Genomic DNA, 18243 nt, shown 5'->3' on the forward strand with positions numbered 1-18243 from the left:
GTGGCATTTTCGTCAGGTTTTGCCTGCACTCAGAATTAGCGTTCTGTTGCCCTTCATCTAGAGCTTCTTTCAGCCTCGGAAGCCCCTCTCTTTTAAGATGGACTGCAACATACTCGATTCGTCATCGCTTTCATGCACTTATTCCATGTCTATCACGAATTATAGACAACGAAAAATCGCTTGTCAATGCGCTTTCCTTAGACGGATGATATGCAGCAATATCTCTTTCAGAACAGTGATAAAAGGCACAGCTAAAATTAAACCGATCACTCCGCCGATTTCTCCGCCCGCCAAGAGCGCCATAATAATCACCATCGGATGCATATGCAGGCTTTTCCCAACGATGAAAGGGCCAAGAATATTACTTTCAATAAATTGCAGCCCAAAAATGATGAAAAGCACTACAATTATTTTGTTAATGGAGAGCGTTGCAGCGACCATCAAAGCAGGAACCGCACCGATAAATGGACCGAAATAAGGAATAATATTGGTCATTCCGATAATCGTCCCTAAAATTAACGGATATTTAATTTTAAACAGCCAAAACAAAATCGAAGCCGCCAGCCCGATCAGAAAACAAACAAATAGTTGCCCCCGCAAATAACTTCCGAGCGACTCATCGACGTTTTCTAAAAAACGTCTCCCTTCACGTCTCCATTTCTTCGGGGTGAAGTACCAAATGGCTTTTTTCATTTTCTCATAATCTTTCAACATATAAAAAACGAGAAAGGGGATGACACCAATAATAACAGCATAATCAATAATTGACTTCATGCTTGAAAGCATCCGTTCAAGAAAGGCAGCGACAGATGTTTCCATTCCAGCAATAAAAGATTCAATTCGATGATGAATTTCTCCAGGTAAATTGGTTGTTCCGTCATGAATTTTATCCGTCCAGCTTTGGTAATATTTTGTAAACATAGGGATATTTTCGGAAAGGTCTTTCATTTGTTCAACAAAAATTGGGACACCTTTATAAAAGCTAAAACCGACTCCTCCGAAAAAAATAAAATAGATGATGAGAATCGAACATGTTCTTGGAACACCTGAACGGTAAAGTTTTTCCACTACGGGATGAAGCAAGTAGGTAATGAAGCCGGAAAGCATAAAAGGAATTAAAACAGCTTTTAACATTTTGAAAATAGGAAACCAAATGACTTTTAGCTGAAGAACCATATATACAAACAATGATAAAATGAGAAAAAAAATGATTCGGAAAAGCCATTTCCGCTCTCGCTCATTCATCCCGCATCCCTCCTCTTTTTATTTTGAGGAATGCTCACGAAAATATGCATGAAGGCGCCCATTTTAGGCGCCTCAAATCGCACGATCTTCTTCAGGAAACAAGTCATCTAAAGAACTTAGTGTTCCGTCTTCTTCTACTTGATGTGTGTGAATAATGCCTTTTGTAACGGTAAGCTCAATAAAACAATGCCAACAATAATACTGATTGACTCCGATTTTTCCAATATCTTTGCTTTTACAATTCGGACATGTTAACAAACAGGGACACCTTCTTTATTCATTTATTTAATTATTTATTAATCCGGTATGTTTTCGCTATGCACACTACTATTTGTTACCATTTTCCAAAAAATTATACGTCTCTATAAAGCATGCTTTTTTATGCTTAAACAATTTGTCCCCTGTTTGCAGCATCATCTGTCAATCGTTATCGATCTTATGGAAAGGAACAAATTTATTATCCTTCGCCCTCTTCCATAAAATCATATGGAGTGATGTTCTCCATCCCAATGTTGGCATCTTCTAGTGGAAAAGGAAGCTCCTCTTTCAGCTCGGCAAGTTCAGACGTTTTCAGCCTCTCTTTTAAGGTTGTCTGCCTCATCGACTCCTGATTGTTGTATACTCCCATTTTTAACGCTTCCCATTCTCCGCACATAATTAAAAATTGCTTGCTCCTTGTAACCGCTGTATAAATCAAATTTCTTCTCAACATCCGAAAGTAGCCTTTTACTACCGGCAAAATGACAATCGGAAATTCGCTTCCCTGCGCTTTATGGATGGAGCAGCAGTAAGCATGAGTAAACTGATTAAAATCTTGCTTCGTATAGGTTACTTCGATACCGTCGTAAGAAATGACCACCATATCTTCTTTTTCGACATTTTCTTTTGCGTAAAAAATAGAAACAATCTCCCCAATATCGCCATTAAACACGTTTTGATCAGGCTGATTGACGAGCTGCAGCACTTTGTCCCCGATTCGGTAAATAACGTTACCATGCTTGATCTCTCTTTTTTCTTTTGAAGGGGGGTTTAACATTTCCTGAAGCATTTCATTCAACTGATCAATGCCGGCAATCCCTCTGTACATCGGTGCCAACACCTGTATATCCTTCGCAGAATATCCTTTTTTCAAAGCGTTCTCAATTACTCTCGTTATAACTTCTTTTATTTGTGATGTTGTACAAGGAATAAACGATCTGTCTTGTGTCGTTTGCAAAAGGTTCGCTGGAAGAGTTCCTTGGCGGATTGAATGGGCCAAATCAATAATTGTAGATCCTTCTGCTTGTCTATAAATATCTGTCAGCGTAACAACTGGGATTCGTCCGGATTGAATCAAATCGCGAAGCACTTGGCCGGGTCCAACGGACGGAAGCTGGTGTTCGTCTCCGACAAGAACAATTTGTATGTCCGAAGGAAGCGATTTAAACAATTGATGCATGAGCCAAATATCAACCATTGATACTTCATCAACAATCAGAAGCTTTCCAGAAATCGGATGATCCTCATTGTGTTCAAATCCTTCTGAACCATTCCATCCTAAAAGGCGGTGGATTGTGACGGCAGGAAGACCGGTTGCTTCTGCCATTCTTTTTGCAGCTCGTCCGGTAGGTGCCACCAGTACAATGGGAAACGGCTCTTCCTTCTTTTGATATTCTTTTGGGTTCAATGAAAGGCCGTGGAGGTTCGCATAAATTTCAACGATGCCTTTGATAACGGTTGTTTTTCCCGTTCCAGGCCCGCCGGTCAGCAAAAGAATCGGCGAATGAATAGCCCGCTGAATGGCTTCTTTTTGAGAGGGGGCATACTGAACATTCATTTTTTCTTCCAGTTTTCCTAACTCCAGCAAAAATTCTGATTCAGGAAACATATCTTGAAATTGGTTTTGGGTTAAAATTTCTTCAATGTTATTGGCAAGTCCCACTTCAGCATAGTAAAGAGAGGGTAAATAAATTCGATCTTCCTCGACGATAATTTTTCGATCTTCTTCCAATTCAAGAATGATTCTTTCAATATCCTGATCAGATATGTCTTCTCCATTTTGGGTGAGCAATTTTTTCGCTTTTTCCATCAGCTGAACTTTTGTAACATATACATGTCCTTCTTTTACAGCATCTTGTTCAATAGTGAACAAACAAGCCGCCTTCAGCCGGTCGGGATGATTGCCGGAGATCCCAAGCTCTCTCCCAATTTCATCCGCTCGAATAAAGCCGATCCCTTCAATATCTTCCACCAATTGATATGGGTTTTTTTGAATGATTTTAAGCGTATCCTCCCGATACAGCTGATAAATTTTCATCCCAAGTGCAGGCCCAATGCCAAGCTGATTTAATCCGATTAAAACCCCTTCTAAACCTTGATGTTCCTTCAGAGTTTCAGCCAGTATTTTGGCTTTTTCCTTTGAAAGCTTCTTCACTCTTTTTAATGAATCGGGATCCTCCAAAATAATCGAAATCGCATGTTCGCCCAGTTCATTCACGATCGCTTCCGCTGTTTTTTTGCCGATTCCTTTAAAAAGCCCGCTTGATAAATATTGAATAACTCCTTCTTTCGTAGTTGGAAGCTCCTTTTGAAAACGCTCGGCTTGAAATTGTACGCCGAATTTTGGATGGTATTTTTTCGCGCCAAAAAACGTATAGCTGTCATGTAATTGGAGAAGAGGAAAAAAACCCGTCACGGTCACTTGATCTTGCTCAAACTGTTCATTCGTCTCTTCAATTTTCACTTTAATAACAGTATAAAAATTTTGCTCATTCTGGAACACAATATGTTTAATGACTCCGCGAACAAAAGGAGTACTTTCCTCATGAAACAAACTCTCCTGTTGACCGCCCATCCTCTTTCCTCCTAATTTCGTTTAAATCATTTCTTCTAACAGCCTTTTCCCGTTGCCCGCAAGCAAATGATCCGGTTGAATGGAAAGCGCCATATCAAACATTTTTAAAGCTTCTTCTCTATTTTCTTCAAATGCGTACGCAACACCTAAATTATAATAAGCATCTGCGTGATGTTGATCGAGGTCGATCGTTTTTTCAAACTCTTTTTTTGCTTCTTGAATGTGGCCTGCTTGTGCTAAACATAAACCATATTGAAAGTGAGCGCTGGCGTCTTGTTCATCCAGCTCAACCGCCCGCAAAAAATATGGAAGTGCAAGACGGGGCTGTTCAAGCTGGTAAAGAGACATTCCAAGCATAAAATAGACATCTTTATGAGCAAGCCCATACTTTTCCGCCTGATCAAAAAATGTTTTCGCTTTATGATAATCTCCCGCATTATAATGAACGGTTCCAATGCCGTAATACGCAGTAGCCGTCCCTTTATCAATCTCAATCGCCTTTTCATAAAATTTCAATGCTCTTTCTGCATCACCTGAAGAGGCAAGCAAATTCCCAAAATTTACGTATAACACAGGGTCGTTTGGATTTTCTTCCAATGCTTCTGCAAAATATTTCGCTGCTTCTTCCCATTTCCCTTCTTTTATTGCTTCTAAAGCCAGTTGATTTTTATGCATCCATTTCATCCTTTCACATCCAAAGGCAAAGAGGCTGCGCCAAGTTAACAAATCTCATTCCGATCGGTACAGCTTAACTCTTTAACCGACATACCACAGTTTTTCGCCGTTGCGAAATACTTTATCGATAATGCCGCCTCCCAGACATTCCTCTCCATTATAAAAAACGACAGCTTGTCCTGGTGTAACGGCACGGACCGGCTGTTCAAACGAAATTTGTGCAGTTTGATCACCGATCATTTTCACTTTTACTGGCTGATCAGGCTGGCGGTAGCGAAATTTTGCGGTGCAAACAAGCTCATCTGTTGGTTTTACACCGGTTATCCAGTTTACATTTGTTGCGATAATGGAGTCTGAATATAAATGTTCATTATGAAATCCTTGTTCAACATATAAAATATTATTTTTTAAATTTTTTCCAACCACAAACCAAGGATCGCCATTTCCTCCTATTCCGAGTCCATGGCGTTGACCGATCGTATAATACATAAGCCCGTCATGCTTCCCTTTTACCTCACCAGACAACGTCTCCATTTTGCCGGGTTGAGCAGGTAAATACTGGCTTAAAAATTCTTTAAAGTTCCGCTCGCCAATAAAGCAGATGCCTGTTGAATCTTTTTTCTTTGCTGTTGCCAAGTTTGCTTTTTTCGCAATTTCTCTAACTTCTTTTTTTTCAAGATGCCCGATGGGGAACATGACCTTTGACAGCTGCTTCTGATTCAGCTGATTCAAAAAATACGTTTGATCTTTGTTTGGATCCTTTCCTCTGAGCAATTTGTACACACCATCGCGGTATTTTACCCGTGCATAATGACCTGTTGCGATATAGTCCGCGCCTAAGTCAGCTGCATGCTCCAAAAAAGCTTTAAATTTAATTTCTTTATTGCACATGACATCGGGATTTGGCGTTCTTCCAGCTTTATATTCCTCTAAAAAGTAAGTGAACACTTTATCCCAATACTCTTTTTCGAAATTCACTGCATAATAAGGAATCCCAAGCTGATTGCATACACGGATTACATCATCATAATCTTGCGTTGCCGTACATACGCCATTTTCATCCGTATCATCCCAATTTTTCATAAAGACCCCGATGACTTCGTACCCTTGTTCTTTTAGGAGCAAAGCAGTTACAGATGAATCTACTCCGCCAGACATCCCGACTACGACTCTTGTTTCATGCGGCGCCTTTTCCATCTCTCTCACCTCTTTCTATTTTGACGTTAACCTTTTAACAATCTCGGCTGTTTTTTTGGCAGCCGATTCAATTTGTGCCTCCGTATTTCCTAAGCCGAAGCTGAATCGAACCGATGAAGTTATTTCTTTTGAATTTTTGCCAAACATTGAAACGAGCACATGCGACGGTTCAACTGATCCTGCTGTACAAGCTGAGCCGCTTGATGCCGCAATTCCCGCCAAATCGAGGTTGACAAGAAGCGATTCAACATTTGTTCCCGGAAAGAAAACGTTTAATATATGAGGCAGGCTGTTGTCAATCGAGCCGTTCACAGCGAAGGAAATGCCCTCTTGTTCAAACACATCGATCATTATTTGTTTAAAATGCACATATTGCTCTGTTTTTTCCTTTCTTGTTTGTTCTGCAATTTTTGCGCTTTCCGCAAACCCGATAATCGCTGGAACATTTTCCGTTCCGGCTCTTCTCTTCAATTCCTGCTCACCGCCATGCATGCGCGGAGTGAATTTCACCCCAGCTTTTGCATATAAAAAACCGATCCCTTTCGGCCCATTTATTTTATGACCGGAAACCGACAGCAGATCGACATTCAGCTCGCGAACATCAATTGGAACGAGTCCGTATGCTTGAACTGCATCGGTATGAAAATACGCTTGATGGTTTTGTAATAAGCTTCCTATTTCTGAAATAGGCTGTAAGGCACCTACTTCATTATTTCCATACATGACTGTGACAAGAATCGTTTCATCTTTTAAAGCTTTTTTAAGATCATCGACAGAAATAACTCCCGATTGATTGACAGGCAAATACGTAACGTGAAATCCGTTTTTTTCTAGATAGCGGCAAGATTGGAGGACAGCCGGATGCTCAATTTCTGTTGTGATAATATGGTTTCCTTTTTCTTTATTAGCAAGCGCTGTTCCAATCACCGCTAAATTATCTGCTTCTGTTCCTCCGCTTGTAAATATGATTTCTTTTGGATCGGCATGAATACTTTTGGCAAGGAGCTCTCGAGCCTCATCCACTTCTCGTCTGCTTTCTCTGCCAAAAGAATGGATGCTAGACGGATTGCCGAAATAATCCTTCATAAAGGTTGTCATTTTATCCAAAACTGCGGGATGGACTGGCGATGTTGCCGCATGATCCAAATATATCCGTTCCAAAGTTAATTCCTCCCGACTTTAAATGTAAAACATGTAAGCGTCCTGCTCATTATCTCCTGTATGGCTTGCTAAATCATCAAGTGTCGTGTTGTCAAGAACGTCCTTCACCGCATCGCGGATTTTTAACCATAGATGCCTTTGAGCAGGCGGTTCATCTTCAATTCCTTCAACAGGGGTGATCGGTCCTTCCAACACACGGATAACGTCACCAGCCGTTATTTTGGACGGATCGTTCGCTAAAATATATCCGCCATAAGCTCCGCGAATGCTTTTGACAAGTCCGGCATTGCGGAGAGGAGCAATTAATTGTTCCAAATAATGCTCTGATAAATCATGAGATTGTGCAATACTTTTCAAAGATGTCGGTCCTTCTCCGTACTTTCGCGCCAATTCAATCATAATCGTTAAACCATAGCGTCCTTTCGTTGAAATTCTCACGTTTCTACACTCCTATTTTTTAGTTTTTTTCAAGATTTTCACCATCTTGGTTCTACTTTAAACTTTAGACATTATAGCATATTATTTTATTAGTGGGTAAATGAGATGATATGATTTTTATTTGGGAGCGATAAAATGGAACCTTTAGCGTATAGAATGCGTCCAACCAAAATAGAAGATATTATTGGACAAGAACATTTAGTTGGAAAAGGAAAGATTATTGAACGAATGGTGCGAGCTAAATATTTAAGCTCGATGATTTTATACGGACCTCCTGGAATCGGAAAAACATCTATTGCAACAGCAATAGCAGGCAGCACTAACACGCCTTTTCGAAAGCTGAATGCGGTTGTCCACAATAAAAAAGATATGGAAATTGTTGTAGAAGAAGCAAAAATGTCAGGGCAAATCATTCTCATTTTAGATGAAGTGCACAGACTTGATAAAGGGAAACAAGATTTTTTGCTTCCATATTTAGAAAACGGCATGATTATTTTAATCGGTGCAACGACAAGCAATCCGTATCATGCCATTAACCCGGCGATTCGGAGCCGCTGTCAAATTTTCGAATTGCACCCTCTTTCTCCAGATGACATTATGATTGCCCTGAAAAGAGCTCTTACAGACCCAAGAGGACTGAGCGACTTTCCTGTTCAAATCAGCGACGAAGCTCTAAGACATTTTGCCGAAAGCTCCGGCGGAGATGTGCGTGCGGCGTTAAATGGATTAGAACTCGCCGTTTTATCAACAAAGGAAGATGAGAATGGGAACATTTGCATTACGGTTGAAATTGCTGAAGAGTGCATGCAAAAAAAGAGCTTTTCCCACGATAAAGACGGAGATCATCATTACGATGTTTTATCTGCTTTTCAAAAGTCTATTCGCGGGTCCGATGTAAACGCAGCGCTTCACTATTTGGCCAGATTAATTGAGGCAGGGGATCTTTCTTCGATTGCAAGGCGTTTAACGGTCATCGCCTATGAAGATATTGGCCTTGCAAATCCGCAAGCGGGACCTAGAACTCTTTCGGCTATAGAAGCAGCTGAGCGCATCGGTTTTCCCGAAGCACGCATCCCTTTGGCCAATGCGGTGATTGAACTATGTTTATCCCCTAAATCAAACTCTGCTTATAAAGCGATTGATGCAGCTTTAGCCGACATTCGCTCAGGCGTGACAGGCGAGGTCCCTTCCCACTTGCGGGATGCTCATTATAAAGGAGCAAAGCAGCTTGGCAGAGGAGTGAACTATTTATATCCGCACGATTATGAATCAGGCTGGGTAAACCAGCAATATTTGCCTGACCCCATCAAGCATAAAAAATATTACAAGCCAAAAAGAACGGGCAAATTCGAGCAGGCTTTAGCGCAAATATATGAAAATATCGAGAAAAAGAAAAAAGAAAAGGACGAATAGGAAGCTGCGGTCATGTCCGCGTCATCTTGGAAATATAAATAGGATTGTCCAAAATGTCAAAACCCCATGGAAAACGTAAATAAAAGGGGGCGTCAATAAGCCGAAAAACGGCTTATTTGACACCCCCATTTTTTAATCGTCGTCGCCGACACGATAAATTTTTATATCCTTCAGCAATTCATTAATCACATGACCAGCCATAATCAATCCGGCTACGGATGGCACAAAGGCATTTGATGACGGGGGCATTTTTGCTTTGCGGATCGTTGATTCGTTATTGCCGACTTCTTTTCTGACATCTTCTCTAATAACAACAGGGCGTTCATCAGAAAATACGACTTGAATTCCCTTTCGGATCCCTTCTTTTCGCAGTTTCGTTCGAATCACTTTGGCAATCGGATCTGTATGTGTTTTTGAAATATCTGCTACTCGGAAACGGGTTGGATCCGTTTTGTTGGCTGCCCCCATGCTTGAAATAATAGGAATATTCCGTTTCAGGCATTCCTTCATTAAATGAATTTTATAGCTGATCGTATCGCTGGCGTCAATCACATAGTCAGGGTTTAGCTTAAAAAAGTCTTCATACGTCTCTTCCGTGTAAAACATTTTTAATGCAATTACTTCACAATCCGGATTAATGTCAGCAATTCTTGCTTTCATTAAATCCACTTTCGGTTTTCCAACTGTCGACAAAAGCGCATGGATTTGCCGGTTAATATTCGTAATATCGACATCATCTTTATCGATCAAAATCAATCGCCCGATGCCTGATCGTGCAAGAGCTTCGACGGCAAAAGATCCAACTCCGCCAACCCCTAAAACGGCTACGGAGCTGTTTTTCAATTTATGTAAACCTTCTTTTCCAATCGCTAGTTCATTTCGGGAAAACTGATGAAGCAAAAAAAATCACTCCAATTTGTCAAAATTCAGTGTACAAACTAAAAAAGTCCCAATTGTGCCGTCGCCGTTTCCTTCGTTTTGAACCCGCTCTCAGCAGGTGGGTGCCCTGTTCTAAAGCTTTGTAAGTCCTCGTGCCATATGCATATGAGGCATTTACTCACTTTAGAAACTCCGGGCTCCCATTTAAATCGTTGTTCGGTCAAAACTAGGTGTACGACGCACACATCAGGACTTAAATTTTGAATAAAGAATATCATAATTAGCATGAGATTTCAAGATAAAAAACAAATAATGGAAATTATTACCTTGAGCTATGTTTCACTTCAAGATGCAGTTCATCCAATTGCTCTTTGCTTACTTGGCTTGGTGCCTCCGTTAACAAACAGCTCGCACTTGCTGTTTTCGGAAAGGCAATCGTATCCCGTAAATTTGTTCTTCCTGCCAAAAGCATTACAATCCGATCCAATCCTAGTGCAATTCCACCATGCGGCGGCGTACCGTATTCGAAGGCTTCCAGCAAAAATCCGAACTGTTCTCTTGCTTGTTCCTCTGTAAAACCAAGAAGTTTGAACATCTTTTCTTGAACGTCTTTTTCAAAAATCCGAATCGACCCTCCGCCAAGTTCATATCCATTTAACACTAAGTCATATGCTTGAGCCCGCATTTTGAGAGGGTCTTTCTCAAAGTACTCCAAGTCCTCACGAAACGGCATAGTAAACGGATGATGCAATGCATAATAGCGGCCGTCTTCTTCATTATATTCAACGAGCGGCCAATCCGTAATCCATAAAAATTCAAGTTTATCTTCTTCGATCAGCCCTAAATCTTTTCCTAGTTTTAATCTGAGAGCCCCCAACGAATCAGCAACAACATTCGGCTTGTCGGCAACAAACAGAAGCAAGTCTCCATTCTGTCCTTCAGCTGCTTGCAAAATACTATTTTGTTCATTTTCTGATAGAAATTTTGCAATTGGGCCTTTTACTTCATTTTCTTCTACTTTAAGCCAAGCCAAACCTTTCGCTCCATAATTGTGAACATACTCTTGGAGAGCATCTAGATCTTTGCGTGAAAATTCGTCTTTTTTTCCTTTTACATTGATTAGCTTTACTTGCCCTCCACCTGCAACTGCTTGACTGAAAACTTTGAAAGCGGAGTTTTTCACAATTTCAGATACATCAACAAGCTCCAGGCCGAATCGAACGTCCGGCTTGTCCGACCCAAAGCGCGCCATCGCCTCATCATATGGCATGCGTTGGAATGGAAGAGTAAGCTCGATTCCTTTCACTTCTTTTAACACATGAGCCATCATCTTTTCGGTTAGATTCATAATATCTTCTTGGCTCATAAAAGAAGTTTCTATATCTATTTGGGTAAATTCCGGCTGTCTGTCTGCGCGCAAATCCTCATCGCGGAAGCATCTTGCAATTTGATAATATTTATCAAATCCTGAAACCATTAGAAGCTGTTTGAATATTTGCGGCGATTGCGGGAGCGCATAAAATTCCCCCTCATGGACGCGAGAAGGGACAAGATAGTCCCGTGCTCCTTCCGGTGTGCTTTTTGTTAAAATGGGGGTTTCCACATCAATAAATCCATTTTCATCCAAAAAGTTGCGAATCGCTCTCGTAATTTGATGCCGCATTTTTAACGTTTCAAACATGACTGGACGGCGCAAATCTAAATAACGGTATTTTAAACGAACCTCTTCCGAAATGTCCGCTTTTTGATCCGCAAGTGAAAAAGGAGGAGTTTTGGCGCTGTTTAAAATGGTTACCGATTGAACAACCACTTCCACTTTTCCTGTTCGAATGTTCGGATTAATCGTCTCTTCCGATCTTTTCACCACTTCGCCTTCAATGTCCAATACATACTCGCTGCGGATTTTTTCAGCTATTTCTAACGCTTCCTTTGAAACTTCAGGATTAAAAACAATTTGGACAACTCCTGTCCGGTCGCGCAAGTCGATAAAAATAAGTCCTCCTAAATCGCGGCGTCTTTGCACCCATCCTTTTAAAACGACCTTTTCGCCGATTGCTTTTTCGGAAATTTCTCCACAATAATACGAACGTCCAAACATCCTACATACTCTCCTTTACTTTCTCTCTTTTATATACTCTGCAAGTCGTTCAAATGCCACCGCATCTTGTTCGCCTGTTGCCATGTTTTTTACGTTCGCCACGCCTTTTTCTAATTCCTCATCACCTATGATGATGACAAATTTGGCTTGAAGCCTGTCCGCTTGCTTCAGTTGTGCTTTCATTTTCTTATTTTCATAATCTTTGTCTGCAGAAATGCCGGCTTTCCGCATTTCCTGCAATAGAGATACCGACCGTTCCTTCGCCCGATCTCCCAGTGCCACAATATAACAATCTAGACCTTTTTCAATCGGAAGAGCGATGTTTTCAGCATCAATTGCTGCTAACAGGCGTTCAATGCTTAAAGCAAAGCCGATCCCCGGCGTGCTTGGCCCTCCGGCTTCTTCGACCAAGCCGTTATATCTTCCGCCGCCGCATAAAGTCGTAATCGCCCCAAACCCTTCCGCATTGCTCATGATTTCAAATGCTGTATGGTTATAATAATCCAATCCGCGGACGAGATTTGGATCGATTTCATACTCAATGCCAAGCTCCGTTAAATATTTTAACACTTGATCAAAATATTGCTTTGATTCATCGTTTAAAAAGTCAATGATGGAAGGGGCGCTTTTCATCAATTCATGCTCGCGGTCTTGTTTACAATCAAGTATTCTTAACGGATTTTGCTCAAGCCGCTTTTGGCAATCAGAGCAAAATTCTCCAATTCTCGGCTTAAAATGGTTGACTAAAGCAGCACGATGTGCAGCTCTGCTCTCTTGATCTCCCAAACTGTTAATGGCAAGCTTCAATTTTTTTAAGCCGAGCGATTGATAAAACGCCATCGCCAAAGAAATAACTTCAGCATCCAGCGCAGGGTCGTCCGAGCCGAGAGCCTCCACACCGAATTGAACAAATTGCCGAAAACGCCCTGATTGCGGTCTTTCATACCGAAACATCGGACCGATGTAAAAAAGCTTTACAGGCTGGTTCGGATCGGCGTACATTTTCTTTTCAACAAAAGCGCGGACGACTGCTGCAGTTCCTTCCGGTCTTAATGTTAAACTTCTTCCTTTCCTGTCGGAAAAAGTGTACATTTCTTTTTGGACAATATCGGTTGATTCGCCTACACCCCTTTGAAATAATTCCGTATGTTCAAAAATGGGGGTTCGAATTTCTTGAAAGCGATAAAGACGGCATATTTCCCTAGCTTTTTTCTCAACATATTGCCATCTTGAAGCCTCCGACGGCAAAATATCCTGTGTACCTCGCGGGATTTGAAAAGCCATTGTCGATTCTCCTCCACTTATAAAATAAATTCCATAAAAAAACCCGTCCCCTGACGATTCCCGTAGGGACGGGAGAGTCTCCCGTGGTGCCACCCTAATTGAAGCAATGCTTCCACTTAAAAGTTAACGCCTATTTACGTTTCCTCCTACTTTTACACCTTTCAGAGGAAAACCTCCGGAGTGTTCTTCACTAAGCGATCATGGGGAAAGGCTTTCAGCCTAAGGCCTTTCCTCTCTGTCCATGTGCATCCCAGCTACTTGTCTCCGTCATCGGTTGTTTATGTACGTTATTTTTAAATCTAGAATTTTATATTATCATACGAACAATACTGTGTCATGTCAAGAACGGCTGAGCCGATCACGGAGCTTTTTCGCCTCCTCTTGATTTAAACCATGCTCAAACGAAACCTCTATTAAAATATCCTGCATCGTACGATCACTGAAAGAAATACCAAACTGGTCATGAAAAATTGATGCGGAGAAAGAATGTTTTTCACTGGACCGCATATTTTTCCCCTTTCTTTTTCATCAGAATTTGCGTCTTAGTCTTCCCGCAAAAAAATGAAAAAATACTCAATGTAAAAAAGGAAATGCCGAAATAAAATAGAAATAGTTTTTTGCATGAATGTGAAAGGAGCATGGCCATTGCGAAAAAAATGCTTTTTAATCGTTCTGTTGCTTTCACTGCTTTTTACTTCTACCGCTCCAGTTTTTCATTCAGCCCAAGCGGATACGCAAAATGCAGTCATTAAGCAAGATAAAGTAAATGTCCGGACAGGTCCCGGTTTAAGCTATCCCGTAATGAAAAGCGTTCGGTACGGTGAAAAATACCCGATTGTCGCAAGGAAAGGAGATTGGGTGAAAATTCAATTAAAACAGGGCTCTTCCGGGTGGGTAGCCGATTGGCTTCTTTCAGTAGAAACCGAGCTTCAAAAAAAGGATTATGTCGTTTCTACGACTACCGGGTTAAGAATCCGTTCTGGCCCCGGGACAAACTATAAAGTTGTTGGACAGTTTCCTAAAGGGGAAAAAGCGCATGTGTTGATGAAACAGGGAAAATGGGTGAAAATTTCCTATAATGGCCGGCAAGGATGGGTCTCTTCTGCATATGTAGCTCCAGCAGCAAGCAAAACTCCTTCGAATCAGAAGCATAGCCTCGGTACGGTTACAGCCACTATATTAAATGTTCGTTCAAAACCAAATGCACAATCATCAATTACCGGCAAGCTGACAAAAAACATGAAAGTTGAAATCATTTCGGAACAAGGCAATTGGTATAACATTCGCTACAACAATGTGACGGGGTGGGTGTCGAAGCAATATATTACCAAAGCAGCAGCTAAAAGCAGCAGCACTTCCCCGCAAAAAGGAAGGATTACAGCCAGTTCGTTAAATGTTAGAAGCGGTCCGTCTTTACACTCAAAAATTGTCGGTACCATTAAAAAAGGAACAGAGGTAGAAATCATAGGTGCAAACGGAGATTGGTATCAAATTAGATATGCGAAAAACAAAACAGGCTGGGCATCCAAAAGATATATCGAAGCTGGCTCAAAGAAAACAAACGGCGCTCAATCAGTTGTCCTTTTATACGACGGAACAAATTTGCGCAGTGCACCTTCCACTTCTGCAAAAATTGTTCAAAGAGGAAACAAAGGGCAGACTTTTCCAATTGTAGGGATTTATAATAATTGGTATAAAATTCAGCTCCGAAACGGTCAAACAGCTTATGTAGCAAGCTGGGTCGTCACAACAACAAGCGAAAACAATTCCAATAAAGGGACAAGCATACCGTCAAACGGTAAAAAAGTCATTATCGATCCGGGCCACGGAGGCTATGACAGCGGGACGATCGGTGTCAGAGGGACGCTGGAAAAACATTTAACCTTAAAAACAGCTAAACTTGTGTACAACAAATTAAAAAGAGCAGGTGTAAATGCAGTTTTAACTAGAAGCGACGATACATATATCAGCCTGCAATCCCGTGTAGGAATTTCTGTAAAAAACAACGCAAACGCCTTTGTGAGCATCCATTATAATAGCTCAATCATTCCAAGCGCAAATGGAATCACAACTTTTTATTACAATTCTGCAAAGGATAAAGCATTAGCAAATGTAATTCACAAAGAGATGGTGAGGCATGTCAATTTAAGAAACCGCGGTGTTCAATTTGGAAATTATTTTGTGCTGCGTGAAAATAAACGTCCTGCTGCTTTGCTTGAACTAGGTTTTTTGAGCAATCCTATGGAAGAGTGGACAGTCAGCACAAACGCTTACCAAGAAAAAATCTCACAAGCGATTTATAAAGCGGTCGTCAAATATGTAAACTCATAAAAAAATCGTGAGCAGCTCGCTCACGATTTTTTTATTTGCTTTCGATAATCAATGTTACTGGGCCAACGTTTGTAAATTCAACAGCCATCATCGCTCCGAAAGAACCCGTTTCAACACGTACGCCTTTTTCTCTCAGTTTGTCGTTGAAAGATTCATATAGTTTTTCAGCAATATCCGGTTTGGCTGCTTGCATAAAATTTGGCCTTCTTCCTTTCCGGCAATCGCCGTACAGAGTAAATTGGGAGACGGATAAAACTTCGCCCCCAACATCTAAAAGAGATAAATTCATTTTCCCTTCTTCATCCTCAAATATGCGCAAATTGGCCACTTTATCCGCTAAAAACTCTGCATCTTTTTCCGTATCCTCGTGTGTAACACCGACTAGCACCATTAAACCGAACTCAATCGAACCAACAACTTGTCCATCTACTTTGACATTTGCATTCCTTGCTCGTTGTACTACAACTTTCATCATGTATTTCCTTTCTTAATTCATAATTCTCCGCACTGAATATACATCCGGTATTTGCTTGATCCGATCCACAACTTTTTGAAGATGGCTGACATTTTGAATCGAAATTCCTAAATGGATGTTCGCTACTTTGTTACGGTCCGTTCTTCCCGAAATTGTCGTAATGTTTGTCTTCGTCTCTGTTACAGACTGGAGCACTTCATTTAATAAGCCGCGCCGGTCAAAACCTAAAATCTCAATTTCCACATTGTATTCCTTCCGGCCGTCCAGCTGATTTTCCCATTCCACTTCAATTAACCTGTCTTTTGCATCCTCTTTATTGACATTTGGACAATCAGACCGGTGAACAGATACCCCTCTTCCTTTTGTAATAAATCCGACAATATCATCGCCAGGGACTGGGTTGCAGCAGCGGGAAAGCCTGATTAACAAATTATCAATACCCTTTACAGACACTCCTGCATCACGGCGCTTCGGCCGCCTTGCACCTTGTTGAACCACCTTTTCCATCAATTTTTCCTGCTCTTCTATATCCCGCTGTTTGCGAATTTTTTCGACTAGGCGGTTTGCAACCTGTAAAGCAGTAATGCCGTTGAAGCCAACCGCCGCATACATATCGTCCTCATTTGAAAAATTAAATTTTTCCGCGACACGTTTTATATTTTCCTGAGTAAGGACTTCTTTCACATCAAAATCCATCGCTTTAATTTCTTTTTCAATTAATTCTTTTCCTTTTTCAACATTCTCCTCTCGGCGCTGCTTTTTGAAAAATTGGCGAATTTTATTTTTCGCTTGAGAGGTCTGCGTCAATTTAAGCCAATCTTGGCTCGGACCGTAAGAATGCTTCGACGTCAATATTTCCACTATATCTCCGGTTTTTAATTTATAATCAAGAGGCACTATTTTTCCGTTTACTTTTGCTCCGATCGTCTTATTGCCTATTTCAGAATGAATTCTGTAGGCGAAATCAATCGGAATCGACCCGGCGGGAAGCTCAATGACATCTCCTTTTGGAGTAAATACAAACACCATGTCAGAGAACAGATCAACTTTCAATGCCTCCATAAATTCTTCGGCGTTGGAAGAATCGTTTTGAAACTCCAATATTTCTCTAAACCAGCTCAGTTTTTTATCAAAAGATGTAATGCTTTTTCCTTCTTTATAAGCCCAATGGGCGGCAATCCCGTATTCAGCGATCGCATGCATTTCGTATGTGCGAATTTGAACCTCAAGGGGATCCCCCTTCGGACCGATGACAGTCGTGTGAATGGATTGATACATGTTTGTTTTCGGCATTGCAATATAATCTTTAAATCTGCCAGGCATCGGCTTCCAGCATGTGTGAATGATGCCAAGCACTGCGTAGCAGTCTTTTATGCTGTTCACAATAATTCGCACAGCCAGCAAATCATAAATTTCGTTAAATTGTTTATTTTGGAGAACCATTTTACGATAAATGGAATAAATATGCTTCGGCCGACCGTACAGCTCTGCCTTTATCTTTACTTCTTCAATTCGCTTCTTTAAATCTTCAATTACCTCTTCAACATACTTTTCCCGTTCTGCACGTTTCTTTTTCATCAAATTGACAATTCGGTAGTATTGCTGCGGATTTAAATACCGCAAGGCTGTATCTTCAAGTTCCCATTTGATTTTTGAGATTCCGAGGCGATGGGCGAGAGGAGCAAATATTTCCAACGTTTCATTGGCGATTCTTCGCTGCTTTTCCTGCGGCAAATGTTTTAACGTACGCATATTGTGAAGACGGTCTGCCAGTTTAATTAAAATGACCCGAATGTCCTTCGCCATAGCGACAAACATTTTCCGGTGATTCTCCGCCTGCTGCTCTTCTTTTGATTTATATTTAATTTTTCCCAGCTTTGTTACTCCATCCACAAGCATAGCGACTTCATCGTTAAATTCTTGTCGAAGCTCGTCTAATGTCACATCCGTATCTTCCACAACATCATGTAAAAAGCCGCCAGCAATCGTTGTAGGATCCAGCTCCAAGTCTACTAGAATCCCGGCAACCTGCACCGGATGCATAATATATGGTTCGCCTGATTTGCGATATTGCCCATGATGGGCGTTTTTTGCAAACTCGTATGCTTTTTTTATAAACTCTATATCGTCAGGCGGAAGATACTTTTCCGCTTTTTCGAAGATCTGTTCAGCTGTCAACATTTGTTCGTTTGCCATGGGATCACCTTTAATTGT

General features: G+C 41.0%; 15 protein-coding genes, 1 other RNA gene and 2 other annotated features (1 of these 18 cut by a window edge). Of the genes, 2 read left to right on the forward strand and 14 right to left on the reverse strand.

The window, feature by feature from the left end:
• Positions 1-134, reverse strand: a binding site (T-box leader); it reaches 73 nt to the left of the window's first position.
• 49 nt (positions 135-183) lie between these two features.
• From NSQ41_RS13655 to NSQ41_RS13685, 7 genes are all read right to left on the reverse strand, one after another.
• Positions 184-1245 carry an AI-2E family transporter gene (locus NSQ41_RS13655; RefSeq protein WP_063387992.1) on the reverse strand — a complete coding sequence of 354 codons (1062 nt, stop codon included), beginning with the start codon at positions 1243-1245 and terminating at the stop codon, positions 184-186.
• Between the two features lie 72 nt (positions 1246-1317).
• Positions 1318-1503, reverse strand: a complete 186-nt coding sequence (locus NSQ41_RS13660; RefSeq protein ID WP_094246265.1) for a hypothetical protein — start codon at positions 1501-1503, stop codon at positions 1318-1320.
• Positions 1504-1702: 199 nt separating this feature from the next.
• Positions 1703-4078 carry an ATP-dependent RecD-like DNA helicase gene (locus NSQ41_RS13665; RefSeq protein ID WP_130158151.1) on the reverse strand — a complete coding sequence of 792 codons (2376 nt, stop codon included), beginning with the start codon at positions 4076-4078 and terminating at the stop codon, positions 1703-1705.
• A 21-nt stretch (positions 4079-4099) separates the two neighbouring features.
• Positions 4100-4753 (reverse strand): tetratricopeptide repeat protein, encoded by a 654-nt coding sequence (locus NSQ41_RS13670; RefSeq protein WP_063388167.1) that lies wholly within the window; start codon positions 4751-4753, stop codon positions 4100-4102.
• 81 nt (positions 4754-4834) lie between these two features.
• Positions 4835-5950 carry a tRNA 2-thiouridine(34) synthase MnmA gene (gene mnmA / locus NSQ41_RS13675; protein ID WP_339210153.1) on the reverse strand — a complete coding sequence of 372 codons (1116 nt, stop codon included), beginning with the start codon at positions 5948-5950 and terminating at the stop codon, positions 4835-4837.
• A 15-nt stretch (positions 5951-5965) separates the two neighbouring features.
• On the reverse strand, positions 5966-7111 hold the full coding sequence (locus tag NSQ41_RS13680; protein ID WP_130158149.1) for a cysteine desulfurase family protein: 1146 nt from the start codon (positions 7109-7111) through the stop codon (positions 5966-5968).
• Positions 7112-7129: 18 nt separating this feature from the next.
• On the reverse strand, positions 7130-7549 hold the full coding sequence (locus tag NSQ41_RS13685; protein WP_063387987.1) for an Rrf2 family transcriptional regulator: 420 nt from the start codon (positions 7547-7549) through the stop codon (positions 7130-7132).
• A 135-nt stretch (positions 7550-7684) separates the two neighbouring features.
• Between NSQ41_RS13685 and NSQ41_RS13690 the strand changes: the two genes are divergently transcribed.
• Positions 7685-8962, forward strand: a complete 1278-nt coding sequence (locus tag NSQ41_RS13690; protein WP_063387986.1) for a replication-associated recombination protein A — start codon at positions 7685-7687, stop codon at positions 8960-8962.
• Positions 8963-9094: 132 nt separating this feature from the next.
• Here NSQ41_RS13690 and NSQ41_RS13695 read toward each other — a convergent pair whose 3' ends face one another.
• The 5 genes from NSQ41_RS13695 to NSQ41_RS13715 all read right to left on the reverse strand — a co-directional run bounded on the left by NSQ41_RS13695 (position 9095) and on the right by NSQ41_RS13715 (position 13730).
• Positions 9095-9862 (reverse strand): tRNA threonylcarbamoyladenosine dehydratase, encoded by a 768-nt coding sequence (locus NSQ41_RS13695; RefSeq protein ID WP_063387985.1) that lies wholly within the window; start codon positions 9860-9862, stop codon positions 9095-9097.
• 42 nt (positions 9863-9904) lie between these two features.
• A non-coding RNA gene (gene ssrS, locus NSQ41_RS13700) (6S RNA) lies at positions 9905-10097 on the reverse strand.
• A gap of 66 nt (positions 10098-10163) precedes the next feature.
• A complete protein-coding gene (gene aspS / locus NSQ41_RS13705; protein WP_066250519.1) occupies positions 10164-11939 on the reverse strand; it encodes an aspartate--tRNA ligase in 1776 nt (591 codons plus the stop codon).
• A 15-nt stretch (positions 11940-11954) separates the two neighbouring features.
• The gene (gene hisS, locus NSQ41_RS13710) at positions 11955-13223 is read right to left on the reverse strand and encodes a histidine--tRNA ligase (RefSeq protein ID WP_063387983.1); all 1269 of its coding nucleotides are present in this window, start codon (positions 13221-13223) and stop codon (positions 11955-11957) included.
• Positions 13224-13284: 61 nt separating this feature from the next.
• Positions 13285-13503, reverse strand: a binding site (T-box leader).
• Between the two features lie 59 nt (positions 13504-13562).
• On the reverse strand, positions 13563-13730 hold the full coding sequence (locus NSQ41_RS13715; protein ID WP_158640147.1) for a hypothetical protein: 168 nt from the start codon (positions 13728-13730) through the stop codon (positions 13563-13565).
• 138 nt (positions 13731-13868) lie between these two features.
• On the opposite strand from NSQ41_RS13715, the gene NSQ41_RS13720 reads away from it, so the two are divergent.
• A complete protein-coding gene (locus tag NSQ41_RS13720) occupies positions 13869-15554 on the forward strand; it encodes an SH3 domain-containing protein (RefSeq protein ID WP_339196918.1) in 1686 nt (561 codons plus the stop codon).
• A gap of 31 nt (positions 15555-15585) precedes the next feature.
• Here the strand turns inward: NSQ41_RS13720 and dtd are convergent, their stop codons facing one another.
• Entirely contained in the window at positions 15586-16026 is a 441-nt protein-coding gene (gene dtd, locus NSQ41_RS13725) for a D-aminoacyl-tRNA deacylase (RefSeq protein WP_063387981.1), read from the reverse strand.
• A gap of 15 nt (positions 16027-16041) precedes the next feature.
• On the reverse strand, positions 16042-18225 hold the full coding sequence (locus tag NSQ41_RS13730) for a bifunctional (p)ppGpp synthetase/guanosine-3',5'-bis(diphosphate) 3'-pyrophosphohydrolase (protein ID WP_063387980.1): 2184 nt from the start codon (positions 18223-18225) through the stop codon (positions 16042-16044).
• Between the last annotated feature and the right edge of the window lie 18 nt (positions 18226-18243).

The sequence above is a fragment of the Aeribacillus sp. FSL K6-8210 genome (assembly GCF_037963925.1).
In the GTDB taxonomy this organism is placed as follows: Bacteria; Bacillota; Bacilli; order Bacillales; family Aeribacillaceae; genus Aeribacillus; species Aeribacillus composti.

Bases quoted from the DNA above. Each gene is read 5' to 3' on its own strand.
- mnmA (WP_339210153.1), bottom strand. From the start codon at position 5,950: ATGGAAAAGGCGCCGCATGAAACAAGAGTCGTAGTCGGGATGTCTGGC.
- NSQ41_RS13690 (WP_063387986.1), top strand. From the start codon at position 7,685: ATGGAACCTTTAGCGTATAGAATGCGTCCAACCAAAATAGAAGATATT.
- aspS (WP_066250519.1), bottom strand. From the start codon at position 11,939: ATGTTTGGACGTTCGTATTATTGTGGAGAAATTTCCGAAAAAGCAATC.
- NSQ41_RS13665 (WP_130158151.1), bottom strand. From the start codon at position 4,078: ATGGGCGGTCAACAGGAGAGTTTGTTTCATGAGGAAAGTACTCCTTTT.
- NSQ41_RS13715 (WP_158640147.1), bottom strand. From the start codon at position 13,730: ATGCGGTCCAGTGAAAAACATTCTTTCTCCGCATCAATTTTTCATGAC.
- NSQ41_RS13670 (WP_063388167.1), bottom strand. From the start codon at position 4,753: ATGCATAAAAATCAACTGGCTTTAGAAGCAATAAAAGAAGGGAAATGG.
- hisS (WP_063387983.1), bottom strand. From the start codon at position 13,223: ATGGCTTTTCAAATCCCGCGAGGTACACAGGATATTTTGCCGTCGGAG.
- NSQ41_RS13730 (WP_063387980.1), bottom strand. From the start codon at position 18,225: ATGGCAAACGAACAAATGTTGACAGCTGAACAGATCTTCGAAAAAGCG.
- dtd (WP_063387981.1), bottom strand. From the start codon at position 16,026: ATGAAAGTTGTAGTACAACGAGCAAGGAATGCAAATGTCAAAGTAGAT.
- NSQ41_RS13655 (WP_063387992.1), bottom strand. From the start codon at position 1,245: ATGAATGAGCGAGAGCGGAAATGGCTTTTCCGAATCATTTTTTTTCTC.